This window comes from Pseudomonas sp. Ga0074129 (assembly GCA_001465025.1).
Lineage (GTDB): Bacteria > Pseudomonadota > Gammaproteobacteria > Pseudomonadales > Pseudomonadaceae > Aquipseudomonas.
On record LNDO01000113.1, the window covers coordinates 33886 to 54786 of the forward strand.

The following is a 20901-nucleotide window of genomic DNA, read 5'->3' on the forward strand; positions in this document are numbered from 1 at the left end:
GCTGCATGGGTCGCTTTTCGGTTACCCACAATCCATACGCCTGGAAGATCCCGTCGATATGTTTGCGCCTTTGTTGAAGAAACTCTTTGGAAGCAAGAACGAGCGTGAAGTTAAACGCATGCTCAAGGCGGTTCAGTCCGTAAATGCCTTCGAGGAGCAGTTGATTGCTCTGTCCGATGAGCAACTGCGTGCCAAGACTGAAGAGTTCAAGGCGCGGCTGGCTAAAGGCGAAACCCTTGACCAACTGCTGGCTGAAGCCTTTGCCGTCGCCCGTGAAGCCGGTAAGCGTGTGATGGGCATGCACCACTTCGACGTACAGTTGACGGGCGGTATGACCCTGCACGAAGGCAAGATCGCTGAGATGCGTACCGGTGAGGGTAAGACCCTGGTGGCAACCTTGGCGGTGTACCTGAACGCACTGTCCGGTAAGGGCGTGCACGTGGTGACGGTCAACGATTACCTGGCCCGTCGTGACGCCAACTGGATGCGTCCGCTTTATGAATTCCTTGGTATGAGCGTGGGTATCGTCACCCCGTTTATGCCGCCGGAAGAAAAACGTGCGGCCTATGCGGCCGACATCACCTACGGCACCAACAACGAATTTGGCTTTGATTACCTGCGCGACAACATGGCCTTCAGCCTGGAAGAAAAATTCCAGCGCGAGCTGAATTTTGCCGTGATCGACGAAGTGGACTCCATCCTCATCGACGAAGCCCGTACGCCGCTGATCATTTCCGGTCAGGCCGAAGACAGTTCGCGCCTGTACACCGAAATCAACAAGCTGATTCCTCGCCTGAAATTGCATGTCGAGGAAGAAGAGGGTGTCGTCACCCAAGAAGGCCACTATAAGGTCGACGAGAAGGCTCGTCAGGTTGAGCTGAACGAAGCCGGCCACCAGTATGTTGAAGAGATGCTCACCGAAGTCGGCCTGCTGGCCGAGGGTGAGAGCCTGTATTCGGCGCATAACCTGGGTCTGCTGACTCACGTTTACTCCGGTCTGCGCGCGCACAAGCTGTTCAACCGCAACGTTGAATACATTGTGCAGAACAACCAGGTGTTGCTGATTGACGAACACACCGGCCGGACCATGCCGGGCCGTCGTTTGTCAGAAGGCCTGCATCAGGCTATCGAAGCCAAAGAAGGCCTGCCGATCCAGGCCGAAAGTCAGACCTTGGCCTCGACCACCTTCCAGAACTACTTCCGCCTGTACAACAAGCTGTCCGGTATGACCGGTACTGCTGATACCGAAGCGTTCGAGTTCCATCAGATTTATGGTTTGGCGGTGATCGTGATCCCGACCAACCGTGCGCTGGCCCGTAAAGATTTCAATGACCTGGTGTACCTGACTGCGGATGAGAAGTACGCCGCCATTGTCACCGACATCAAGGAAAGCATGGCCCTCGGGCGTCCGGTGCTGGTCGGTACGGCCACCATCGAAACCTCTGAGCACATGTCCAAACTGCTCAACCAGGAAGGCATCGAGCACAAGGTGCTTAACGCCAAGTTCCACGAAAAAGAAGCCGAGATCATTGCTCAGGCCGGTCGTCCGGGCGCGCTGACCATCGCCACTAACATGGCCGGTCGCGGTACCGACATCCTGTTGGGCGGCAACTGGGAAGTGGAAGTCGCCAACCTGGAAAACCCAACACCTGAGCAGATTGCGCAGATTAAGTCCGATTGGCAGAAACGCCATCAGCAAGTGATTGAGTCCGGTGGTCTACACGTGATCGCCTCCGAGCGTCACGAATCGCGCCGTATCGATAACCAGCTGCGTGGCCGTGCTGGCCGCCAAGGTGACCCAGGCTCCAGCCGTTTTTACCTGTCGCTGGAAGACAACCTGATGCGCATCTTCGCCTCTGATCGGGTGAAGAACTTTATGAAGGCTCTGGGCATGCAGTCTGGCGAAGCCATCGAGCATCGTATGGTCAGCAACGCCATCGAAAAAGCCCAGCGCAAAGTTGAAGGCCGCAACTTCGACATGCGTAAGCAGTTGCTCGAATACGACGACGTGGCCAACGAGCAGCGCAAGGTGATCTACCACATGCGCAACACCTTGCTCGCGGCTGACGATATTGGCGAGACCATCGCCGATTTCCGTCGTGAAGTTCTGGATAACACCATTAACGCGCACATCGCACCGCAGTCGCTGCCAGAGCAGTGGGACATCGCCGGCTTGGAAGAAGCGCTTTTCAGCAGTTTCAACCTGCGCCTGCCGGTCCAGCAATGGCTCGACGAAGACGACAAACTCTACGAAGAAACCCTGCGCGCGCGGATTCTCGATGAGCTGATCAGCGCCTACAACGAGAAAGAAAACGAAGCCAGCGCCGAAGCCCTGCGCACCTTCGAGAAACAAATTCTGCTGCGCGTGCTGGACGATCTGTGGAAAGACCACCTGTCGACCATGGATCACCTGCGTCACGGCATTCACTTGCGTGGTTATGCGCAGAAGAACCCCAAGCAGGAATACAAGCGCGAGTCGTTCACCCTGTTCCAGGAACTGCTCGATTCGATCAAGCGCGACACCATCCGCGTACTCTCGCACGTACAAGTGCGCCGTGAAGACCCGGCTGAAGAGGAAGCGCGTTTGCGCCGCGAGGCTCAGGCACTGGCCGAGCGTATGCAATTCCAGCACGCCGAAGCGTCCGCGCTGATGGCAGAAGTGGCTGATGAAGAAGGCGACGTGGCGGTTGCCGCTGCGCCCGTGCGCACCGAGCCGAAAATTGGTCGCAACGAGCCGTGCCCCTGTGGTTCCGGCAAGAAGTACAAGCATTGCCACGGTCAGGTCAGCTAAGCCGACCGCTGTAGCGCGGGTTAAGCCGACAGTGACGTTGGCTATGCTTGACCCTGCTAGAACAACGCCGCGAACGGTCTGACCGTTCGCGGCGTTTTACCATCGCATTCAGATGTATCAAACCTCAAGGAGCGTTCGTTATGGCTGTTGGTCTTGGCCCGTTGTCTACCCTGCACCCGGTTCCAGGTTTCGAGTTGGGCATCGCTTCGGCGGGCATCAAGCGCCCCGGGCGCAAGGATGTAGTGGTGATGCGCTGTGCCGAAGGCTCCAGCGTGGCAGGCGTTTTTACCCTCAATGCGTTCTGCGCAGCACCGGTAATCCTGGCCAAGAAACGCGTGCTGGGTAACGTCCGTTATCTGCTGACCAACACCGGCAACGCCAATGCGGGCACCGGCGAACCAGGCCTGCAAAACGCTCAGCGTACCTGCGCGGCGCTGGCCCAGTTGACCGGCGTTGAAGAAAGCGCGGTGCTGCCGTTCTCCACCGGGGTGATCGGCGAGCCGCTGCCCGTTGAGAAGATCGAAGGCGCCCTACAGGCTGCGCTTGATGATTTGGACGAAAACCACTGGGCTGAAGCCGCCACCGGCATCATGACCACCGACACCCTGCCCAAAGGCGCAAGCCGTCAGTTCCAGCACGATGGCGTGACCGTGACCGTGACCGGAATCAGCAAGGGCGCCGGGATGATTCGTCCGAACATGGCGACCATGCTCGGTTACATCGCTACCGACGCCAAAGTGGCCCAGGCCGTGTTGCAAGACTTGCTGCGCGACGCGGCGAATAAGTCGTTTAACCGCATCACCATTGATGGCGACACCTCGACCAACGATTGCTGCATGCTCATCGCCACCGGCAAAGCCGCTCTGCCAGAAATCACCCAGGCCAGCGGCGACCTGTTTGCCAAGCTTAAAGACGCTGTATTTGGCGTGTGCATGGACGTTGCCCAAGCCATCGTGCGCGACGGTGAGGGCGCGACCAAGTTTGTCACCGTGCAGGTTAACGGTGGTGCGACGCATCAGGAATGCCTGGACGTGGGCTACGCCGTGGCTCATTCGCCATTGATCAAAACCGCACTGTTCGCCTCTGACCCGAACTGGGGCCGTATTCTCGCGGCCGTTGGTTATGCTGGCGTGGCGCAACTGGATGTCAGCCTGATTGACGTATTCCTCGGCGAAGTGTGCATTGCCAGCCGTGGCTGCCGCGCAGCCACTTACACCGAAGAGCAGGGCGCTGCGGTGATGGCTAAAGAAGAAATCACCATCCGCATTGAGTTGGGCCGCGGCACCTGCAGCGAAACCATCTGGACCACCGACCTGTCCCACGAGTACGTGAAGATCAACGCGGAATACCGCACCTGATCCGTCACGCCCCTGCTGTTTGACTGCCGGCATTCCCGTTGTTCATGCCCCCATGAACAACGGGAATTTGCTATTGCGCCAGTCGCCTTTTAAGGTCATTTGACCTTCTCGCACCGAGCGCTGCCCATGTCACTTACTCTGGTTATTGGCGACAAAACCTATTCGTCCTGGTCGCTGCGTGCGGCGCTGGCGCTGGAGTTGACCGGCGCGCCCTATAGCGAACAGCTGATTACCCTGAACCGCCCTGATACCCGCGCGCGGATTTTGCAGCACTCGCCGACCGGCAAAGTACCGCTGCTGATCAGCGATGACGGGGCGATTTGGGATTCGCTGGCGATTGGCGAATACCTGGCCGAGTGTTTTCCTGCCGCTCAGCTGTGGCCGCAAAGCCGAGCGGCGCGCGCGCTGGCGCGTAGCATGTGCGCGGAGATGCACAGCGGCTTTGTCGCACTGCGCAGCCACCTGCCTATGGATCTCAAGCGTAATAAGGCGCTGACAGAGATACCGGCCGATGCCTTGGCCGACATTCAGCGTATCTGCGCTCTGTGGGCCGAGTGTCGACAGCGTTTCGGTCAGAGCGGCGGCTTTCTGTTTGGCCAAGCCGGCCTGGCAGATGCCTTTTTTGCCCCGGTAGCCGCCAGATTGCGCAGCTATCAGGTGACGCTGCCCGCCGTGGCGGCGGCCTATGTCGAGACGATTTATCAATGGCCAGCGTTCCAGCGCTGGTATCAAGCCGCTCAGGAGGAACAACTGGCGTGAAGCGTATTCATGTGGCCGCTGCGGTAATTCGCGGTGCTGATGGGCAAATTCTGCTCGCCAAGCGTGCGGATGATCAGCATCAGGGTGGGTTGTGGGAGTTTCCGGGCGGCAAGGTCGAGGCCGGTGAAACGGTGCAGGCGGCGCTGGCCCGTGAGCTGGAGGAGGAGTTGGGCATTCGCCCCAATGCGGCGCGGCCGTTGATTCAGGTGCGCCACGATTACCCGGACAAACAGGTGTTGCTGGATGTCTGGGAGGTGTCGGCATTTAACGGCGAGCCGCATGGGGCAGAAGGTCAGCCGTTGGCGTGGGTCAGCCCGCGGCATTTGCCCAATTATGATTTTCCGGCGGCCAACCGGCCGATTGTGGCGGCTGCGCGGCTGCCCGAGCACTACCTGATTACCCCCGAAGGCCTGAGTGGGCCGGAACTGCTGCGCGGTATTCAGGCGGCGCTGAAAAACGGTGTTCGCCTGCTGCAACTGCGCGCCCCGGCCATGTTCGATGCGCAGTACCGCGATATTGCCGTCGATGCTCTGGGCCTCTGTGCGGGCAAGGCGCAGTTGATGCTCAAGGGACCGCTGGAGTGGTTGGGCGATTTTCCCGCGGCCGGTTGGCACCTGACCGCGCAGCAGTTGCGCGAGTTGAGCGCGGCCGGGCGGCCGTTTCCGCCGCAGCGTTGGTTGGCGGCGTCGTGTCATTCGCGAGACGAGCTGGAGCTGGCTACGAAGATGGGCGTGGATTTCGTCACGCTGTCACCGGTGCAGTCCACGCAGACGCATCCGGACGCGCAGCCTTTGGGTTGGGCGCAGGTGAGTGAATGGTTGCAGGGCTTTAACCAGCCGGCGTATCTGCTGGGCGGCGTAACGCCAGCCGACACGGCGCGTGCCTGGCAGGCTGGGGCTCAGGGCGTGGCGGGTATTCGCGCCTTCTGGCCGGCCTCAGGTGAGGCTGCGGAGTGAGTCTGTCGAAGGCCGTTGACGCGCGTTCACCCTCGAATATGCGCCCCAGTACCCTGCATCTGCCGCGTGGGCAATGGGCCACGGTGTTTGAGTGCTTGTGCGCGCACTTCCCGGCCATTGCCCCCGCGGTGTGGCTGGAGCGCTTCGGCCGTGGCCGGGTGCTGGATGCGCAAGGCCGGCCGTTAACGCTGCAGGCCACGTACCGTGAAGGGCTCAAAGTGCACTATTTTCGTGAGGTGCCGGCGGAAACGCCGATTCCCTTCGAAGAGTCCGTGCTGTATCAGGATGAGCACCTGCTGGTGGCCGACAAGCCGCATTTTTTGCCGGTGATGCCCGCCGGTGAATACGTTGAGCAAACCTTGCAGGCGCGGCTGGCCAAACGGCTGGGCAATGCTGATCTGGTGCCGCTGCACCGGATTGATCGGCACACCGCCGGGCTGGTGTTGTTTTCCACCCAGCCAGCCAGCCGTGGTCAGTACCAAGCGTTGTTTCGTTTACGGCAAATGGACAAGTGCTACGAAGCACTGGCGGCGGCTTTGCCACATGTGCAATTCCCACTGCTGAGGGCAACACGACTGGACGGCGCTGAGCCGTTTTTTCGCATGCAGGAAGTGGCCGGTGAGGCCAACACGGAAACCCGTATCGAAGTCGCCCAGCGCCTCGGTGAGCACTGGCTGTACCGGCTGTATCCGGTGACGGGGAAAAAACATCAACTGCGCGTGCACTTGGCGGCGCTGGGTGCGCCGATCCTCAATGATCCCTTCTACCCCGAGGTCACGGACGCGCCCAATGCGCCGGATGACTACAGCAAACCGCTCAAGTTATTGGCCCGTGGGCTGAGCTTTATCGACCCGCTTACCGGCGAACGGCGCAGTTTCGAAAGCCGACTTAGTCTGCTGTGACGTCATAGGGTGTATGGCACTTTATCCATCCACCCTACGCGATATACGTTCACCGGGGTGCGGCGCAGCCTTGTAGCCCGGATGTAATCCGGGAAAAGCTGCGCACGCATCAAAGATCCCGGATTGCGCTAAGGCTTATCCGGGCTACGGCTGGATAAGAATAACGTCATCCAACTTACGCGCTGGGTTCTTTGGCGGCCGCTTGCCACAGCACTTCATCGATGCCCTGACGCTTGGCGATCAGCCGCGCCGCGACGAACAGCAGGTCTGACAGGCGATTGACGTAGGCCAGCCCCTCGCTGCGAATCGGTTCCACGGCATTCAGGTGTTGGCAGCGGCGCTCAGCGCTGCGGGCCAGGCTGCGGCAGACGTGGGCTTGGGCGATGAGGCGCGAGCCGCCGGGCAGGATGAAGTTTTCCAGCGGGCCAACTTCTTCGTTCCAGCGGTCTATAGCCACTTCCAAACGTTCGATTTCTGGGGCTTGCAAGGCTTGGTAGTCGGGCATCGCCAGCTCGCCGCCGAGGTCGAACAGGCGATGCTGGCAGGGCGCGAGCACCTCGATAATCTCCGTCAGCCCCGGCCATTGGTTGGTGTGCTCGGCCATATCTGCCAGCAGCAGACCGATATGGCTGTTGAGCGTGTCCACTTCGCCCATGGCATCCACCCGAGGGTGATCCTTGGTCACGCGGCGGCCATCGGCCAGGCCGGTTTCGCCGCCGTCGCCGGTGCGGGTGTAGATTTTCGAAAGACGATAACCCATGTTCAGAGACCTGTTTCGCTGTGGGGGGAAGACAGTGGCAGGCGCACGGTGAAGCAGGTGCCCTGGCCGGGCGTGGAGTGTGCCTCCATTTGCCCTTTGTGGTTGTTGGTGATGATGAAGTACGACACGGACAGACCAAGGCCGGTGCCTTGACCGACTTCCTTGGTGGTGAAAAACGGCTCAAAGATGCGCTTGCGCACTCGCTCTGGCATGCCAATGCCGTTGTCTTCCACCTGGATTTCTACCCAAGGGGCGACCAGGCGCACGCGCAAGGTGATCTGTCCGGGTTGGTCATTGTCGCCGCGCTGGTGAATCGCCTGTGCGGCATTTTTCAGCAGGTTGAGCAGCACCTGTTCCAGTTCGTTGGCGGTGGCGGGAACAGCGGGCAAGTCGGCCTCGAACTCACGTTGAATGCGCAGGCTTTTGAAGTCGAAGCTGTCAGTCAGGTCGAAGTCGTTGCTGGCGATCTCGACGGCCTGATCGACCAGCGCCGGCAAGTGGCAGGGCGCAAGCTGGCGATCACTGCGGCGGCTGAAACTGAGCATGTGCGTGACGATTTTTGCGGCGCGGTTACCTGCTTGCTGAATGCCATCGAGCAGGCGCGGAATCTCTCGTGCGTTTAGGTAGCGGTCGATGGCGGTCAGGCAAATACCCGCCTTTTCGGCCTCTTCGCGGTTTTTTTCCAGCTCAGGTGACAGGCGTCGGCGGATGTTCTGCACGTTATGCAGGATGGCCCCCAGCGGGTTGTTGATCTCGTGCGCCATACCGGCTGCCAAGCCGCCCACCGAGAGCATTTTCTCGGATTGCACCATCATGTCTTCAAGGTTGAGGCGCTGGGTGATGTCGTCAATGCGGATCACCACCCCGCGTCCACTGCTGCCCGTGAGGGGGTAAAAGGTCAGGGCGAAGTGGCGCTGATGCTCGGGCTGGCCCCAGGTGACGCGTTCGATTTTCTCCACTTTGTGCTGTTCTACGGTGCGTTTGAGTTGTGGCAAAAACGGTTTGAGCGGCTCGAAGGCGAGAAAAATCGGCTGATTCAGGGCTTCATCTAGGCGGGTGCCGGAGAGGCTGCTGGCCTCCTGATTCCACTGCGTGACATAGAGTTGCTCGTCGAGAGCAATCAGGGCGGAGGGCATGGAGTCGATGATGCTGTTGAGGTATTTCTGAAAGCCGGTGAGTTTCTTTTCAATCTTGCTGCGCACCTGCACTTCCAGCTCCAGTTTGCGGTTGGAGTGACGGGTTTCCTCGGCCAGGTGTTGGGCTTGGTCAAACGCCTGCTGGGCATCGTCGCGGGCGCGTTTGAGCTGCTGTTCGCGCGCTTCAATGCGGATCAGCATGGTGTTGAAGGCGTCGGCCAGGTTACCGATTTCATCGGCGTTGCCGCGGCGGGCGCGCAGGGCATAGTTTTCTTCGCGGGTGACCTGGCGCGACAGCTCCTCCAAGCGGCGGATCGGGCGGATAATCAGGCGGCGCACCTGGCGTGAGACGATCAGCCCGAACAGCACACTCAAGGCCAGAATCACCCCACTGGCGGTTAGGGTGCCCGTGTAAAAAACACCGGGCAGTTCGCTGGATGCGACCAGCAACAAGTGGCCAGGTGGGCCTTCCGGCTGCGGCAGTTCGACTAGCTGGTTGATGCGAAACTCTTGATGACGCCAAGACTCCACCTCTTCGACACGCATTGGCAGGCCCAGTTTGGCCCCGCGCTGCAGCTGCGCCAGGCTCTGGCCGTTGGCGTCGTAGATCATGGCGGCGCGCAGCGGGGCGTAATCGTCGAGTCGCTTGAGCAAGGCTTTTGCCGCTTGCGGTGAGCTGAGCGCATCGGTACTCAGGGCCGGGCTGGCGATCAGGCGGCTGAGGGTGTGCAGGGCCTGCGGGGCGACGCTTTCCTGCGAGATCCAATATGCCGCGCTGATAAACGCCAGATTGGCTACCAGCAACACGGTGGCCAGCAGGGCCAGCAAGGCCACCAGCACTTTGCGGCCGACTGGGAGGTTTTCAAGACGCTGACGCAAAGGCATGGCGGCTGTCGTGGTAGCGAAGGTATGGGCAGGTTAACGCGCGGTTCAGTGGCTGGGCAATCCACGGGCAACGAGGTGGGCGACTAGCTGTGCATGCAGGGCCTGCAAATGCGGCAAATGCAGGCGCTGTTGTTGTGCGGCGCGGCAGGCATAGCCCAGCAGGTAAGTGATTTCCGTGCGGCGCGCCTGAGCTACATCCTGATGCATGGACGAATAGTTGGCCGCCGTGGCCTCGACCACCCGCCGCACATCGGCATACAGCCCGTCGGCGGCGCTTGCCTGGTTGCAGCCGTTTAGCAACAGGCTCAGCTCATGGCACAACTGGGCCAACTGCTCGGCGTGGTCGAGCAGCGCGCCGTTGCGGCAGTCGTAGAGGACGGTGAGCGGGTTAATAGCGCAGTTCAGGGCCAGTTTTCGCCACAGCCGGCCGAGAATGTCCGGGCTCCAGTCGTGGGCAATGCCGGCGCGCTGAAGGTCAGCCAGCCACGCCGGTGGTTCTGGACGCAATGGGTCGCCGAGCCAGTTGTGACCGTGACCGGCCCACACCACCTGAAAATCTGCCTGGCGAAACGCGCCCTCAGTGCTGGAAACACAGATACAGCGCGCCTGCGGTACGGCGCGGGCCACCTCATCCTGGCTGCCCAGGCCGTTTTGCAGCAGTAACAGTTCTGCACCGGGTTGTAAGCGGTGAGCGAGCTGCGCGACGGCTTGAGCGGCGTCATAGGCCTTACAGGCCACCAGCAGGCGCTGAATCGGCTGTGGGTGATCCGCTGTTTGTGCGGCAACGGGGTAGCGTTGCACCCGATCACCTTCTACCAACGTCAGGCCGCCCGCTTGCTCATAACTGTTCAGCCGTTCTGCATCGCGCAGGATCAGCTGCACCGGCAAACCGACGCGTGCCAGCCGCGTTGCCCAAAGGGTGCCCAGGCTACCAGCACCGAGGATATGCCACATGCGGGAGAGTCGCTCGTCAGTTGGCCAGCGGCAGGCGCAGGGCCGTGACGCGGCCACTGCTGTGGGATTCCGGCAGCAGTCTTTCGGCATGCTCGATGATCTGCTCGGGTGTGCACGGCAGGCCGCGGGCATCCAGGCCCACCAGGCTGATTGAGGCCTTCAGGCTGATAAAGCCTTCGCTGGTTTTGAAGGCCTTGAGGTTGAGCCCCTCATGCAGACGTTTGAAGCTGCTGGGCGCGCATTCGTGCAGGTCGCTGAGCAAGGTGATGAGGGCGAAGTGGTTGTCATCCAGGCGCACCAGCACATCCAAAGGCCTGACCAATTGTTGCAAGCGCAGCGCGACGTTCTTCAGCAAGTCGTTGTAGAACGTCTCGCCACTGTGCTGAGGCAACGCCGGCATGTCTTGCAGGCCAATCAGCAAATAGCACAGCGCCCCGCCACGCGACTCCACCTGACGCAGGCTGTCGAGCATCTTCTGATGCAGATAGCGGCTGTTGCCCAGGCCGGTGAGCGGGTCGATCAGGTTGCGCTTTTCCAGGCTGACGACGTTTTCGGTGAGCATGCGGTTTTCCAGCAGCAGGCGCTGCAGGGTGTTGCACAGCCGGTCGGCGGCGAACACTCGGGGCACCAGTTGCTCGTTCATGGCCGCTTTGCTGATGAAGTCATCGACGCCGCTGTCGAAGGCTTCGCTCAGCACGCTATCACCCTCTTTGCCGGTCAGCAGAATCACGTAGGTGTAGTGGTGAGACATTTCGTCAAACTGGCGAACCTGCACGGTCAGCTCAAGGCCGTTCATTTCTGGCATCAGCCAATCGGCCAGCAGCACGCTGGCAGGGCGTTCATCGAGCAGTTTGATGGCTTCGGCGGCGCTGCTGGCGAACCGCAGGTCTTGATAACCCGCCAAGCTGAGGGTGCGCCCGATCATGGCGCTGGAGAATTTGGCGTCGTCGACGACCAAAATGCTCAGGTGGGGGTTGGGCATGGGGCAGGCTCGCTAAGGGGAAATCGCATGGATCCGGTACTTGGCCGGGCAGTGTGTGTGGCTACCGCTATATAATGGCCGGGTTTTTTTATCGTCAAGCCAGGCGCGTCCCATTCGTGATGCAAGGCGCGCCGTCTATCTGGAGCAAACCCATGCCTTCGTTCGACGTGGTGTCCGAGTTGGACAAACATGAAGTGACCAACGCCATCGATAACGCCGTTAAAGAGCTTGAGCGGCGCTATGACCTGCGCGGTAAGGGCACCTTTGAACTCAAAGACCTGACCGTCAACCTGACGGCCGATGCGGACTTTCAGTTGGAGCAGATGGTCGAGATTCTCAAGCTGGCGCTGGTTAAACGCAAGATCGACGTGCAATGCCTTGAGTTTAAAGACGCTTACCCGTCAGGTAAAAGCGTCAAGCAGGAAGTGATTCTGCGCGAGGGCATTGAGAAAGACTTGGCCAAAAAGATCGTGGCCCACGTTAAAGACAGCAAGCTAAAAGTGCAGGCCGCCATTCAGGGCGAGCAGGTACGCATCACCGGCAAGAAGCGCGATGACTTGCAGGAAGCGATTGCGGCTCTGCGGGCCAAAGAGTTTGGCATGCCGTTGCAGTTCAATAACTTCCGCGATTGAATCATTGGTGCTAACAAGCAGCCGTGATGAATGTACCCGCCATGCCTAGCCATGGCGGTTGCATTTAACGACCATGAAAAGGAGTGGTTTATGGAATTGAATGTCGAGCAACTGGTTAAAGTCTCTGAAGCCTGGTTGCCAGTGGTGCTGGAATACAGCGGCAAGCTTACCTTGGCGCTGATCACATTTTTGATCGGTTGGTGGTTGGTGGGGCGGTTGACCGCGAGCATCAGCCGCTTGTTGTCGATGCGTCAGGTCGACCGTGCGCTGGGCAGTTTTATCGGCAGCTTGGTGAGCATTGTGCTCAAGGTGCTGCTGCTGATCAGCGTGGCCTCAATGGTGGGCGTTGAAACCACCTCGTTTATCGCCATGATCGGCGCGGCGGGCCTGGCGATTGGTCTGGCGTTGCAGGGCAGTCTGGCCAACTTCGCTGGCGGCGTGCTGATTATGTTGTTCCGTCCATTTCGTGCGGGCGACTGGATCGAAGCACAGGGTGTTGCGGGCAGCGTCGACAGTATTCAGATCTTCCACACCACCCTGAAAACCGCGGACAACAAAGTGGTGATTGTGCCCAACGGCAGTCTGTCCAATGGTCATATCACCAACTTTTCCCGCGAGCCGGTGCGTCGCGTTGATATCAACCTGGGTATCGATTACGCCAGCGACATCAAAAAGGCCCGTGAGGTGCTGCTGAAGGTGGCGGATGACCCACGCGTGCTGCGCGACCCTGCGCCCGTGGTGTTTGTCACCGGGCTCGGCGAAAGCGCTATCAGCCTGTCACTGCGTGTATGGGTGGCTACTCCGGACTTCTGGCCGGTGACCTTCGACTTCACCGAAGCCGCCAAAGAAGGCCTGAGCGAGGCCGGTATTGGCATTCCCTTCCCGCAGCGTGTCGTGCATTTAGTGCAGCAGTCTTGATCGACGCATAAAACCAGCCCCGCCAGTGCGGGGCTTTTTTATCCCTGCTCGGGGGAGGTCTGAGGCGCGCTCACGTTGTCTTGGCCGCGCTCACGCCGCCATTGCAAGACAATCAGAATCAAGGTTGGGATGCCTAGCAGGGCTGTCGCCAGGAAGAACTTGGCGTAGCCGAGGTTTTCCACCATAACCCCGGAGTAGCCGCCGATCAGGCGCGGTAGCAGCAGCATGATTGAGCTCAGCAGGGCGTATTGGGTGGCGGAGAACTTCAGGTTGGTCAGGCTCGACAAGTACGCGACAAAGGCCGCGGTGGCCAGGCCGGCGCTGAAGTTGTCGGCAGAGATGGTGACAATCAACATCTGTAAATCAGCCCCCATGCCGGCCAGCATCAGGAACAGAATGTTGGTGGCCGCTGAGGCGAAGCCGCCAATAAACAGAATCGGCAGAATGCCAAAGCGCACAATCAGCAAGCCGCCAAAACCCGCACCAATTAGGGTCATCACCAGGCCAAAGAGTTTGCTGACACTGGCGATCTGGTCTTTGGTAAAGCCTTGGTCGATGTAGAACACGTTGGCCATCACGCCCATGACGGTGTCCGACATGCGATAGGTAGCAATCAGTCCGAGCAGCAGCAGGGCCTGCCACCGATAGCGGACGATAAAGTCGTTCACCGGGGTCAGCACCGGGGCCAATCCGCGTCGGCCCATGGACGACAAGCACAGGGCGGTAAGGATGGTGTAGAGCAGGGCGCGCAGGAAGGCGCGGTCTTCCAGTAGCAGGTCGAGCATGCTCGCTTGGCCATTCACCACGCTGGCAAAGTCGGTGTAATAGAACTGGGTAAACATCGCCGGTACAGACACTAACAGCACAATCAGTACCAGCACCGAAACAATTTGGTGGCTGAAGCCATAGCGCGCGGCGGCCAGTTGCGTGCGCAGCGGTACATCTGGTTCACGCATCCACAGGCTGGTGAGCAGGCCCGGCAGCATCAGCAGGGCAAACAGCAGGTAGGTACCGGCCCAAGCGGCGTGCTGGTAGAGCAGCACGGTGGAGCCAAAGCCTTCGGCGAAATACAGTGCGCCGGCCGTTGCCAGTAGCGCGGCGACCCGGTAACCCGCCATGTAGCTGGCAGCCAGGGCGGCCTGGCGGGTGTCGTCGACAATCTCCAGGCGGTAGGCATCGACGGCGATGTCTTGAGTAGCAGAGGCAAATGCCACCAGCACGGCGAGGGAAATCAGCCAGGTCAGATGGGTTTGCGGGTCACACAGGGCCATGCCAGCCAGGCCGATGGCGATCAGAATCTGTGACAGCACCAGCCAGGAGCGGCGCCGGCCCAGCTTGCCCAGTACCGGCAGGCGCCACTGGTCGAGCAGCGGCGACCACACCCATTTAAAGGCGTAGGCCAGGCCGATCAAGCTGGCAAAGCCAATGGTCTCGCGGGCTACACCGGCTTCACGCAGCCACACCGACAGGGTGGAAAACACCAGCATGTAGGGCAAACCGGCGGCGAACCCAAGGAGCAGCAGCACCAATGTTGAGGGGCTGGAATAAGCGGCAATGGCATCGCGCCAGCTTTTACGGGGCATTGAAGGGGTATCAGCCTGAGTTTGACTTAATAAAGGGCGCACTCTACCCGCTGTGCTCCATGGGGCGCCAGCCATAGCGGGTCATATCCACCCGATCGTTGTGGAGAAGGACGCCTTCGTCACGCAGCCTGAGACGTTGCTCGCGGCCACTTGGGCTGTCAGCGGGCAGGCTGATACGTCCACCCGCCGCAATAACCCTGTGCCAGGGCAGGATGCTGCCCTCGGGCAATTGGCTAAGCGTGCGGCCAACCCAGCGGGCAGCTCGGCCCAGGCCAGCGTATTGCGCCAATTCGCCATAGCTGACCACGCGACCAATCGGGATGTGCGCCAAGACCGTGAAGAGCGCCGCACGGCGTTCAGCCTGACTTGCTGCCTGAAGGTCTGTCGCGTCATGCTGCGCACCCTGTTCAGACTTGTTATTTGGCGCTTGCATCATGTGGCTACGTTCCCTGCTGTTATCAGTCTTTGTCGTGCTGTGTGCGCCGGTTTGGGCCGATACGGTATGGCTCAACAACGGTGATCGGCTCAGTGGCGAGATCATCCTGCTCGACGGTGGCAAGCTGGCGTTGAAAACCAAGTACGCCGGCCAGGTGCTGATTGCGTGGAAGGATATCGACACCCTGCGTTCCGATAAACCGCTGCTGGTGCGCCGTGATGGTTTTGACAGTGAACACAGCAACCAGTTGGAGGCGGCGGGCAAGGGCATGGTGCGAGTGGTTAATGCGACCACGCAGACAGTGCCGCTGGCCTCGATCACCCGGTTGATACCGCCGCGCGTTCTGGTGCAGGACCGCGTTTGGGAGGGCAATCTGGACGCCAAGCTGGACATGAAACGCGACAGCAGTGAAACCGACGAGTGGAAGCTTAAAGGCAATACGCGCATGGAACATGGCCGCTGGCGGCATGGGCTCAGCACCGAGTTGGAGCGCAAAGTTAAAAACGACGTGAAAACGGCGGATAACTGGCAGCTGGAGTACGACCTCGACCGTTTCATCAGTGACCAATGGTTCTGGCGTGCCAGCGCCGGGCAGGATGAAGACGAATTCGCCTTTTTCAATCGTCAGCGAAATCTGGGGACCGGGCCAGGCTATCGCTTTTGGGACAACGAGTTGGGACGCTTCGATGTGATTAGCCAGTTCAACCGCACGGAGTTGAACAGCAGCGTGGGTGACCTGAGTTTTAACACCTACTCGCTGGAGTGGGACTACAAGCGCTTGCTGTGGGGGACGCGATTGGAGCTCTACAGCACGGCAGAGTGGCAAATACCGCAGATTGCAGTAATCGATTACGTGATGGATGGGGAAGTGGGCTTGCGCTATCGCCTCAATGATTGGGCGCGCCTGTCGCTGTTGTATGAGCTGGATATGGTGCGTGGTCTGGGGCAGAGCGTGAGTGAGCGGCGCTATCTGCTGGGGGTCGGTGTGGGCTGGTAGTCGGGGCTGTGTGTTTCTGAACTCGCAGGGCTTCTGTCGGTCTGTGCTTGCTCTGTTGGCGTGTGAACGGATAATGCGCGCCCTTTCTTTACTCTCAGACAGACACACTCCCTCCATGTTTCCAAGAACCCTGATGTGCCTGGCCCTCTGTGTGGCTGCAACCTCTACGCTGGCCGATACCGTGTGGTTGAAAAACGGTGATCGCCTGACCGGCAAAATCAAATTCTACGACGGTGGCAAACTGCTGCTGCAGACCGACTACGGCGGTGCCATTGCTCTGGATTGGAGCAAAATCGCCACCCTGCAAAGCGATCAAGAGCTGCTGATTAAGCAAGACGCCGTTACAGGCGAACGCGCCAAAGCTCTGCAGCCAGCTGAGCATGGCAGCGTGATCCTGGCCAATGGTGACGAGCTGAAAACGGTTGAGTTGGCCAGCATTGAGCAAATACTCAAACCCAAGCCGCTGGTTGAGGATTTAGTGTGGAAAGGCAATGTTGATGCCTCGCTCGATTACAAGCGTGCTGAGCGCGACACCGACGACTATGACGTCAGCCTTAAGACCCAGGCCCGTCACGGCTTGTGGCGGCATAACGCAGAAGCTGACTACAACCGCGAGTTCCAGGACGACGTAGTCACCACCGACAACTGGAGCGCTGAATATGCCCTCGACCGCTTCCTGACCGAGCATTGGTTCTGGCAAGGCCGCTTCGAGTACAAGCGCGACATGGTCGAAGAGCTTGAGCGCCAGCGCACCGTGGGTACCGGCCCGGGTTATCAGTTCTGGGACAACGAACTGGGCGCCTTCTCCGTTGCCGGGCTGCTTAACCGTACCGACTACCAATACAGCAATGGCGAGAGCGACAACTTCTCCGCCGCGAGCCTGAAGTGGGACTACAACCGCTACCTGGTCGGCAAGAGTGTCGAGCTGTTCAGTGATGGTGAAGTGGGCAAACCACTGAATAACGTTGCTGATTACACCCTGGATGCCGCACTTGGCTTGCGTTACAAGCTGACTGACTGGGCGTCGCTGAACATGAAAGCGGAAAAGGACCTGGTCAGCGGCTCGGAAGGTGAACTGGACGAAACCCGTTATAGCTTGGGCTTTGGTGTCGGCTGGTAACGCTTAACCACGCTTCAAATGAAAAAGCCCCGCATTTGCGGGGCTTTTTGTTTCCAGCGTGTCGATCTAGCGGATCAGAGACGCAGACCGCCGTCCAGTTCCAGAACACGACCGGTGTAGTAGTCGTTTTCCAGAATGTACGCCACCGAGTGAGCGATTTCGGCGGGTTTGCCCATGCGGCGCAGTGGGATGACCGAGGTCATGCGCTCCAGCGCTTCAGGCTTCATGCTGGCGACCATTTCGGTTTCGATAAAGCCAGGGGCAACGCCCGCCACGCGAATGCCGTAACGCGCCAGCTCTTTGGCCCACACCACGGTGTCAGCCGCCACACCCGCCTTGGCCGCCGAGTAGTTGGCCTGACCGATGTTGCCGGCACGGGAGATGGAGGAAATGTTGATGATCGCGCCTTCGTTCTTCAGCTCGATCATCTTCGCCGCCACTTCACGGGTGCACAGGAACACGCCTGTGAGGTTCACGTCGATCACCGATTGCCACTGGGCCAGGCTCAGCTTGGTGATTTCGCCGTCCTTGACCTTGATGGTCAGGCCATCACGCAGAATGCCGGCATTGTTGACCAAGCCGTTGATGGCACCGAAGTCTTCAGCCACCTGGGCAACGGTCTGGATCACTTGCTCTTCATTGGCCACGTTGCACAGGTAAGCACGGGCTTCAACGCCCAACGCCTTGCAGCTGGCGACGGCTTCATCGAGTTTTTCCGGGTTCAGGTCAACCAGCGCCAGTTTTGCGCCTTTTTCCGCCAGGTACTGAGCCATCGCCAGGCCCAGGCCTTGGCAGCCGCCAGTGATGATGATGACTTTGTCTTTAAGTTGCATTGCATGTCCCCTCAAGTGGTACGAACCCGGCGATCACCTCGGCTCGTTACTGCCACCCGAAGTAGGGGTTTGCAGCAACGGACGCGTTTAATCGCGGGTTCTTCGGTGTAACCTTGCCGGCGCGGTAAGCTACTTATCGCTGACGCCCGTCCGTTTGTGACGGATTCTATGCAAGGAGTCATAAGTTGAGCGTGAAAGCCGGCAAGAATGCCCGAGAATTGCTGCTCAAGGAATACCGTGGCGTGCTCAGCACCCATTCCAAGGCCATGCCGGGCTTCCCTTTCGGATCAGTGGTGCCCTATTGCCTGGACGCTGACGGCTATCCGCTGATTTTGATCAGCCGCATCGCTCAGCACACGCACAACCTCAAACAGGAGGGTAAATGCTCACTGCTGGTGGGTGAGCGTGGCGCTGAGGATGTGCAAGCAGTCGGGCGGTTAACGCTGCTGGCGCATGCGCATGCGTTGCAGGAAACACCGCAAATCGAGGCTGCCGCCGCACGCTACTACCGCTACTTTCCCGAGTCGCGGGATTTTCATCAGGTGCATGATTTCGATTTTTGGCGGCTGGAGCCGGTGCGCTGGCGCTTTATAGGTGGTTTTGGCGCGATTCACTGGCTGGATCAGGTCGCGCTGGGCAATCCATTTGCCGGCGAGGCGGAACTGAGCATGGTCGAACACATGAACAGCGACCATGCCTCGGCCCTTGCTCATTATGTGGAGTTGGCCGGTTTACCCACGCACGCGCCGGCGCAATTGGTTGGCATCGACGCTGAAGGCTTTCATCTGCGTATTGGCCAAAGCCTCTATTGGCTGAACTTCCCAACATCCTGTAACAGTCCGCTGGATGTGCGCCAAGCCTTGGTATCACTGGCGCGCGCAGTCGTTTGGCCGACCGATGGTCAGGCTTCAGCTTGAATTCAGCCTGGCGCCCCATACTTCCTTTTTATACGAAGCAAATCTTCCGTTAAGGACCTTTTAATGCGCATTTTTCTGTTCTTGTTTTTGTTGTTCCCCATTATCGAACTGGCCCTGTTGATTCAGGTCGGCAGTGCCATTGGTGTGCTGCCAACGCTATTACTGGTGGTAGGCACCGCCATTCTCGGTGCCGTGCTGCTGCGTGTAGCTGGCGTGGCAACCGCCTGGCGTGCGCGCGAGAAACTGGCGCGTGGCGAGTTGCCTGAGCAGGAAATGCTTGAGGGGCTGCTGATCGCGGTGGGTGGCGGGTTGCTGCTGCTGCCAGGATTTATCAGCGATATCTTCGGTGTGCTCTGCCTGATCCCCTTCACCCGTCGTCTGCTGGTCAATAAAGTGCGTTTGCGCGCAGCCGAGCAGGCCATGCGCCAGCGTGCGTTCTTCGACGACCAAGCCGCCCGTTCCGGGGTTGTTCGTCCGCAGGTGCTTGAGGGCGAATACGAGCGTCGTGATTGAACGAGGTGATGGCGTTTGGCTTTGCCGCAGGTCACCGGATTGATGGGGGAAGGCCGCGCCCCCGCCAAATAGAACGCGTTACGCGGTAGCTAGGCCTGCCTCTGAGGGGTTGGTTGGTTTCGCCAGTGGCTCGCGACAACATAGGCTAAAAAAATAGCCTGCTGCCCTTGAATTCGCCTTGAGCGCCCTCATCTAACGGTCACCGCAAGGTTTTCTGTCATTCAGACAGATCAGACTTCCGCGCAGCGCCTGGCGCTGCGCGACCGGCTCCGCCGGATTTTGCTAACCCGCCAGCGACTGCGCTGGCTGATAAATCACCTACTAGGAGAGATCGACAATGAAGCTTCGTCCTCTGCATGACCGCGTCGTAATCCGTCGCAGCGAAGAAGAAAAGAAAACCGCAGGCGGCATCGTGCTGCCAGGTTCCGCTGCTGAGAAAGCCAACAGCGGTGAGATCCTTGCTGTCGGTACCGGCCGCGTGCTGGACAACGGTGAAGTGCGTGCGCTGGCCGTTAAAGTCGGTGACAAAGTGGTATTTGGCCCTTACTCCGGCAGCAACACCGTCAAAGTTGATGGTGAAGACCTGCTGGTAATGAGCGAGAGCGAGATTCTCGCTGTCGTTGAAGGTTGATTTCAGCGCCCCGTCGCTACGAATTCCGCTCTATTTGAACGAATTAAGGAATAACCATCATGGCTGCAAAAGAAGTTAAATTCGGCGATTCCGCCCGCAAGAAAATGCTCGTCGGCGTTAACGTTCTGGCTGACGCAGTAAAAGCCACCCTCGGCCCGAAAGGCCGTAACGTGATCATCGAGAAGAGCTACGGCGCTCCGACCATCACTAAAGACGGCGTTTCCGTTGCCAAAGAAATCGAGCTGAAAGATCGCTTCGAAAACATGGGCGCGCAACTGGTTAAAGACGTTGCTTCCCGTGCCAACGATGACGCTGGCGACGGTACCACCACCGCCACCGTTCTGGCTCAAGCCATCGTCAACGAAGGCCTGAAAGCCGTCGCTGCCGGCATGAACCCGATGGATCTGAAGCGCGGCATCGACAAGGCAACCATCGCCATCGTTGCTGAGCTGAAGAAGCTGTCCAAGCCTTGCGCTGACACCAAAGCCATCGCTCAGGTAGGTTCGATCTCCGCCAACTCCGACACTTCCATCGGCGAAATCATTGCTGAAGCCATGGAAAAAGTCGGTAAAGAAGGCGTGATCACCGTTGAAGAAGGCTCAGGCCTGGAAAACGAACTGTCGGTTGTTGAAGGCATGCAGTTCGACCGTGGTTACCTGTCCCCGTACTTCATCAACAAGCCGGACACCATGGTGGCTGAGCTTGACGGCCCGCTGATCCTGCTGGTTGACAAGAAAGTTTCCAATATCCGTGAGCTGCTGCCAGTTCTGGAAGCTGTGGCCAAGTCCGGCCGTCCGCTGCTGATCGTGGCTGAAGACGTTGAAGGCGAAGCCCTGGC

The 20901-nt window shown here is 59.4% G+C and carries 20 protein-coding genes; 13 read left to right on the forward strand and 7 right to left on the reverse strand.

The window, feature by feature from the left end:
* The first annotated feature begins 58 nt into the window (after positions 1-58).
* The 5 genes from secA (at position 59) to AUK77_RS17855 (ending at position 6766) form a co-directional block, all read left to right on the forward strand.
* Positions 59-2791, forward strand: coding sequence for a preprotein translocase subunit SecA (gene secA / locus AUK77_RS17835; RefSeq protein WP_296132474.1), 2733 nt, complete (start codon positions 59-61; stop codon positions 2789-2791).
* 140 nt (positions 2792-2931) lie between these two features.
* Entirely contained in the window at positions 2932-4149 is a 1218-nt protein-coding gene (argJ, locus tag AUK77_RS17840; RefSeq protein WP_296132477.1) for a bifunctional glutamate N-acetyltransferase/amino-acid acetyltransferase ArgJ, read from the forward strand.
* 126 nt (positions 4150-4275) lie between these two features.
* Positions 4276-4908 carry a glutathione S-transferase family protein gene (locus AUK77_RS17845; RefSeq protein ID WP_296132479.1) on the forward strand — a complete coding sequence of 211 codons (633 nt, stop codon included), beginning with the start codon at positions 4276-4278 and terminating at the stop codon, positions 4906-4908.
* Positions 4905-5864: a Nudix family hydrolase gene (locus AUK77_RS17850; RefSeq protein WP_296132482.1), complete on the forward strand. Its 960-nt coding sequence runs from the start codon at positions 4905-4907 to the stop codon at positions 5862-5864. Before AUK77_RS17845 ends, AUK77_RS17850 begins: the two co-directional genes overlap by 4 nt.
* A 38-nt stretch (positions 5865-5902) precedes the next feature.
* Positions 5903-6766, forward strand: coding sequence for an RluA family pseudouridine synthase (locus AUK77_RS17855; protein ID WP_296132523.1), 864 nt, complete (start codon positions 5903-5905; stop codon positions 6764-6766).
* A gap of 175 nt (positions 6767-6941) precedes the next feature.
* On the opposite strand, the gene AUK77_RS17860 is transcribed toward AUK77_RS17855, so the two are convergent.
* From AUK77_RS17860 to AUK77_RS17875, 4 genes are read right to left on the reverse strand one after another with little or no spacing between them, the layout of a single operon-like run.
* Positions 6942-7526 (reverse strand): cob(I)yrinic acid a,c-diamide adenosyltransferase, encoded by a 585-nt coding sequence (locus AUK77_RS17860; RefSeq protein WP_296132485.1) that lies wholly within the window; start codon positions 7524-7526, stop codon positions 6942-6944.
* A gap of 2 nt (positions 7527-7528) precedes the next feature.
* Positions 7529-9547 carry an ATP-binding protein gene (locus tag AUK77_RS17865; RefSeq protein ID WP_296132488.1) on the reverse strand — a complete coding sequence of 673 codons (2019 nt, stop codon included), beginning with the start codon at positions 9545-9547 and terminating at the stop codon, positions 7529-7531.
* A gap of 45 nt (positions 9548-9592) precedes the next feature.
* Positions 9593-10501, reverse strand: a complete 909-nt coding sequence (locus AUK77_RS17870; protein WP_296132491.1) for a putative 2-dehydropantoate 2-reductase — start codon at positions 10499-10501, stop codon at positions 9593-9595.
* A gap of 16 nt (positions 10502-10517) precedes the next feature.
* Positions 10518-11483, reverse strand: coding sequence for a response regulator (locus tag AUK77_RS17875; RefSeq protein ID WP_296132494.1), 966 nt, complete (start codon positions 11481-11483; stop codon positions 10518-10520).
* Between the two features lie 152 nt (positions 11484-11635).
* Between AUK77_RS17875 and AUK77_RS17880 the strand changes: the two genes are divergently transcribed.
* The gene (locus AUK77_RS17880; RefSeq protein WP_296132496.1) at positions 11636-12115 is read left to right on the forward strand and encodes a YajQ family cyclic di-GMP-binding protein; all 480 of its coding nucleotides are present in this window, start codon (positions 11636-11638) and stop codon (positions 12113-12115) included.
* Positions 12116-12205: 90 nt separating this feature from the next.
* A complete protein-coding gene (locus tag AUK77_RS17885; RefSeq protein WP_296132499.1) occupies positions 12206-13033 on the forward strand; it encodes a mechanosensitive ion channel domain-containing protein in 828 nt (275 codons plus the stop codon).
* Positions 13034-13071: 38 nt separating this feature from the next.
* Here AUK77_RS17885 and AUK77_RS17890 read toward each other — a convergent pair whose 3' ends face one another.
* Positions 13072-14616 carry an AmpG family muropeptide MFS transporter gene (locus AUK77_RS17890; protein ID WP_296132502.1) on the reverse strand — a complete coding sequence of 515 codons (1545 nt, stop codon included), beginning with the start codon at positions 14614-14616 and terminating at the stop codon, positions 13072-13074.
* A gap of 43 nt (positions 14617-14659) precedes the next feature.
* A complete protein-coding gene (locus AUK77_RS17895; RefSeq protein WP_296132526.1) occupies positions 14660-15049 on the reverse strand; it encodes an MGMT family protein in 390 nt (129 codons plus the stop codon).
* Between the two features lies 1 nt (position 15050).
* On the opposite strand from AUK77_RS17895, the gene AUK77_RS17900 reads away from it, so the two are divergent.
* The gene (locus AUK77_RS17900; protein WP_296132504.1) at positions 15051-16049 is read left to right on the forward strand and encodes a DUF481 domain-containing protein; all 999 of its coding nucleotides are present in this window, start codon (positions 15051-15053) and stop codon (positions 16047-16049) included.
* 115 nt (positions 16050-16164) lie between these two features.
* Entirely contained in the window at positions 16165-17169 is a 1005-nt protein-coding gene (locus tag AUK77_RS17905; RefSeq protein ID WP_296132506.1) for a DUF481 domain-containing protein, read from the forward strand.
* 74 nt (positions 17170-17243) lie between these two features.
* Here AUK77_RS17905 and AUK77_RS17910 read toward each other — a convergent pair whose 3' ends face one another.
* Positions 17244-18002: an SDR family oxidoreductase gene (locus AUK77_RS17910; protein ID WP_296132509.1), complete on the reverse strand. Its 759-nt coding sequence runs from the start codon at positions 18000-18002 to the stop codon at positions 17244-17246.
* Positions 18003-18187: 185 nt separating this feature from the next.
* Between AUK77_RS17910 and AUK77_RS17915 the strand changes: the two genes are divergently transcribed.
* The 4 genes from AUK77_RS17915 to groEL all read left to right on the forward strand — a co-directional run.
* A complete protein-coding gene (locus AUK77_RS17915) occupies positions 18188-18919 on the forward strand; it encodes a HugZ family protein (protein WP_296132511.1) in 732 nt (243 codons plus the stop codon).
* A gap of 63 nt (positions 18920-18982) precedes the next feature.
* Complete coding sequence (locus AUK77_RS17920) at positions 18983-19432, forward strand: FxsA family protein (protein ID WP_296132514.1); 450 nt, start codon at positions 18983-18985, stop codon at positions 19430-19432.
* A 337-nt stretch (positions 19433-19769) separates the two neighbouring features.
* On the forward strand, positions 19770-20063 hold the full coding sequence (locus AUK77_RS17925) for a co-chaperone GroES (RefSeq protein WP_296132517.1): 294 nt from the start codon (positions 19770-19772) through the stop codon (positions 20061-20063).
* Between the two features lie 59 nt (positions 20064-20122).
* Positions 20123-20901: chaperonin GroEL (gene groEL, locus AUK77_RS17930; protein ID WP_296132518.1), on the forward strand; the 779-nt coding region annotated here is incomplete at its 3' end.

Bases quoted from the DNA above. Each gene is read 5' to 3' on its own strand.
- secA (WP_296132474.1), top strand. From the start codon at position 59: ATGTTTGCGCCTTTGTTGAAGAAACTCTTTGGAAGCAAGAACGAGCGT.
- AUK77_RS17920 (WP_296132514.1), top strand. From the start codon at position 18,983: ATGCGCATTTTTCTGTTCTTGTTTTTGTTGTTCCCCATTATCGAACTG.
- AUK77_RS17895 (WP_296132526.1), bottom strand. From the start codon at position 15,049: ATGCAAGCGCCAAATAACAAGTCTGAACAGGGTGCGCAGCATGACGCG.
- AUK77_RS17885 (WP_296132499.1), top strand. From the start codon at position 12,206: ATGGAATTGAATGTCGAGCAACTGGTTAAAGTCTCTGAAGCCTGGTTG.
- AUK77_RS17865 (WP_296132488.1), bottom strand. From the start codon at position 9,547: ATGCCTTTGCGTCAGCGTCTTGAAAACCTCCCAGTCGGCCGCAAAGTG.
- AUK77_RS17875 (WP_296132494.1), bottom strand. From the start codon at position 11,483: ATGCCCAACCCCCACCTGAGCATTTTGGTCGTCGACGACGCCAAATTC.
- AUK77_RS17870 (WP_296132491.1), bottom strand. From the start codon at position 10,501: ATGTGGCATATCCTCGGTGCTGGTAGCCTGGGCACCCTTTGGGCAACG.
- AUK77_RS17845 (WP_296132479.1), top strand. From the start codon at position 4,276: ATGTCACTTACTCTGGTTATTGGCGACAAAACCTATTCGTCCTGGTCG.
- AUK77_RS17860 (WP_296132485.1), bottom strand. From the start codon at position 7,526: ATGGGTTATCGTCTTTCGAAAATCTACACCCGCACCGGCGACGGCGGC.
- AUK77_RS17925 (WP_296132517.1), top strand. From the start codon at position 19,770: ATGAAGCTTCGTCCTCTGCATGACCGCGTCGTAATCCGTCGCAGCGAA.
- AUK77_RS17855 (WP_296132523.1), top strand. From the start codon at position 5,903: ATGCGCCCCAGTACCCTGCATCTGCCGCGTGGGCAATGGGCCACGGTG.
- AUK77_RS17905 (WP_296132506.1), top strand. From the start codon at position 16,165: ATGTTTCCAAGAACCCTGATGTGCCTGGCCCTCTGTGTGGCTGCAACC.
- argJ (WP_296132477.1), top strand. From the start codon at position 2,932: ATGGCTGTTGGTCTTGGCCCGTTGTCTACCCTGCACCCGGTTCCAGGT.
- AUK77_RS17900 (WP_296132504.1), top strand. From the start codon at position 15,051: ATGTGGCTACGTTCCCTGCTGTTATCAGTCTTTGTCGTGCTGTGTGCG.
- AUK77_RS17910 (WP_296132509.1), bottom strand. From the start codon at position 18,002: ATGCAACTTAAAGACAAAGTCATCATCATCACTGGCGGCTGCCAAGGC.
- AUK77_RS17890 (WP_296132502.1), bottom strand. From the start codon at position 14,616: ATGCCCCGTAAAAGCTGGCGCGATGCCATTGCCGCTTATTCCAGCCCC.
- AUK77_RS17880 (WP_296132496.1), top strand. From the start codon at position 11,636: ATGCCTTCGTTCGACGTGGTGTCCGAGTTGGACAAACATGAAGTGACC.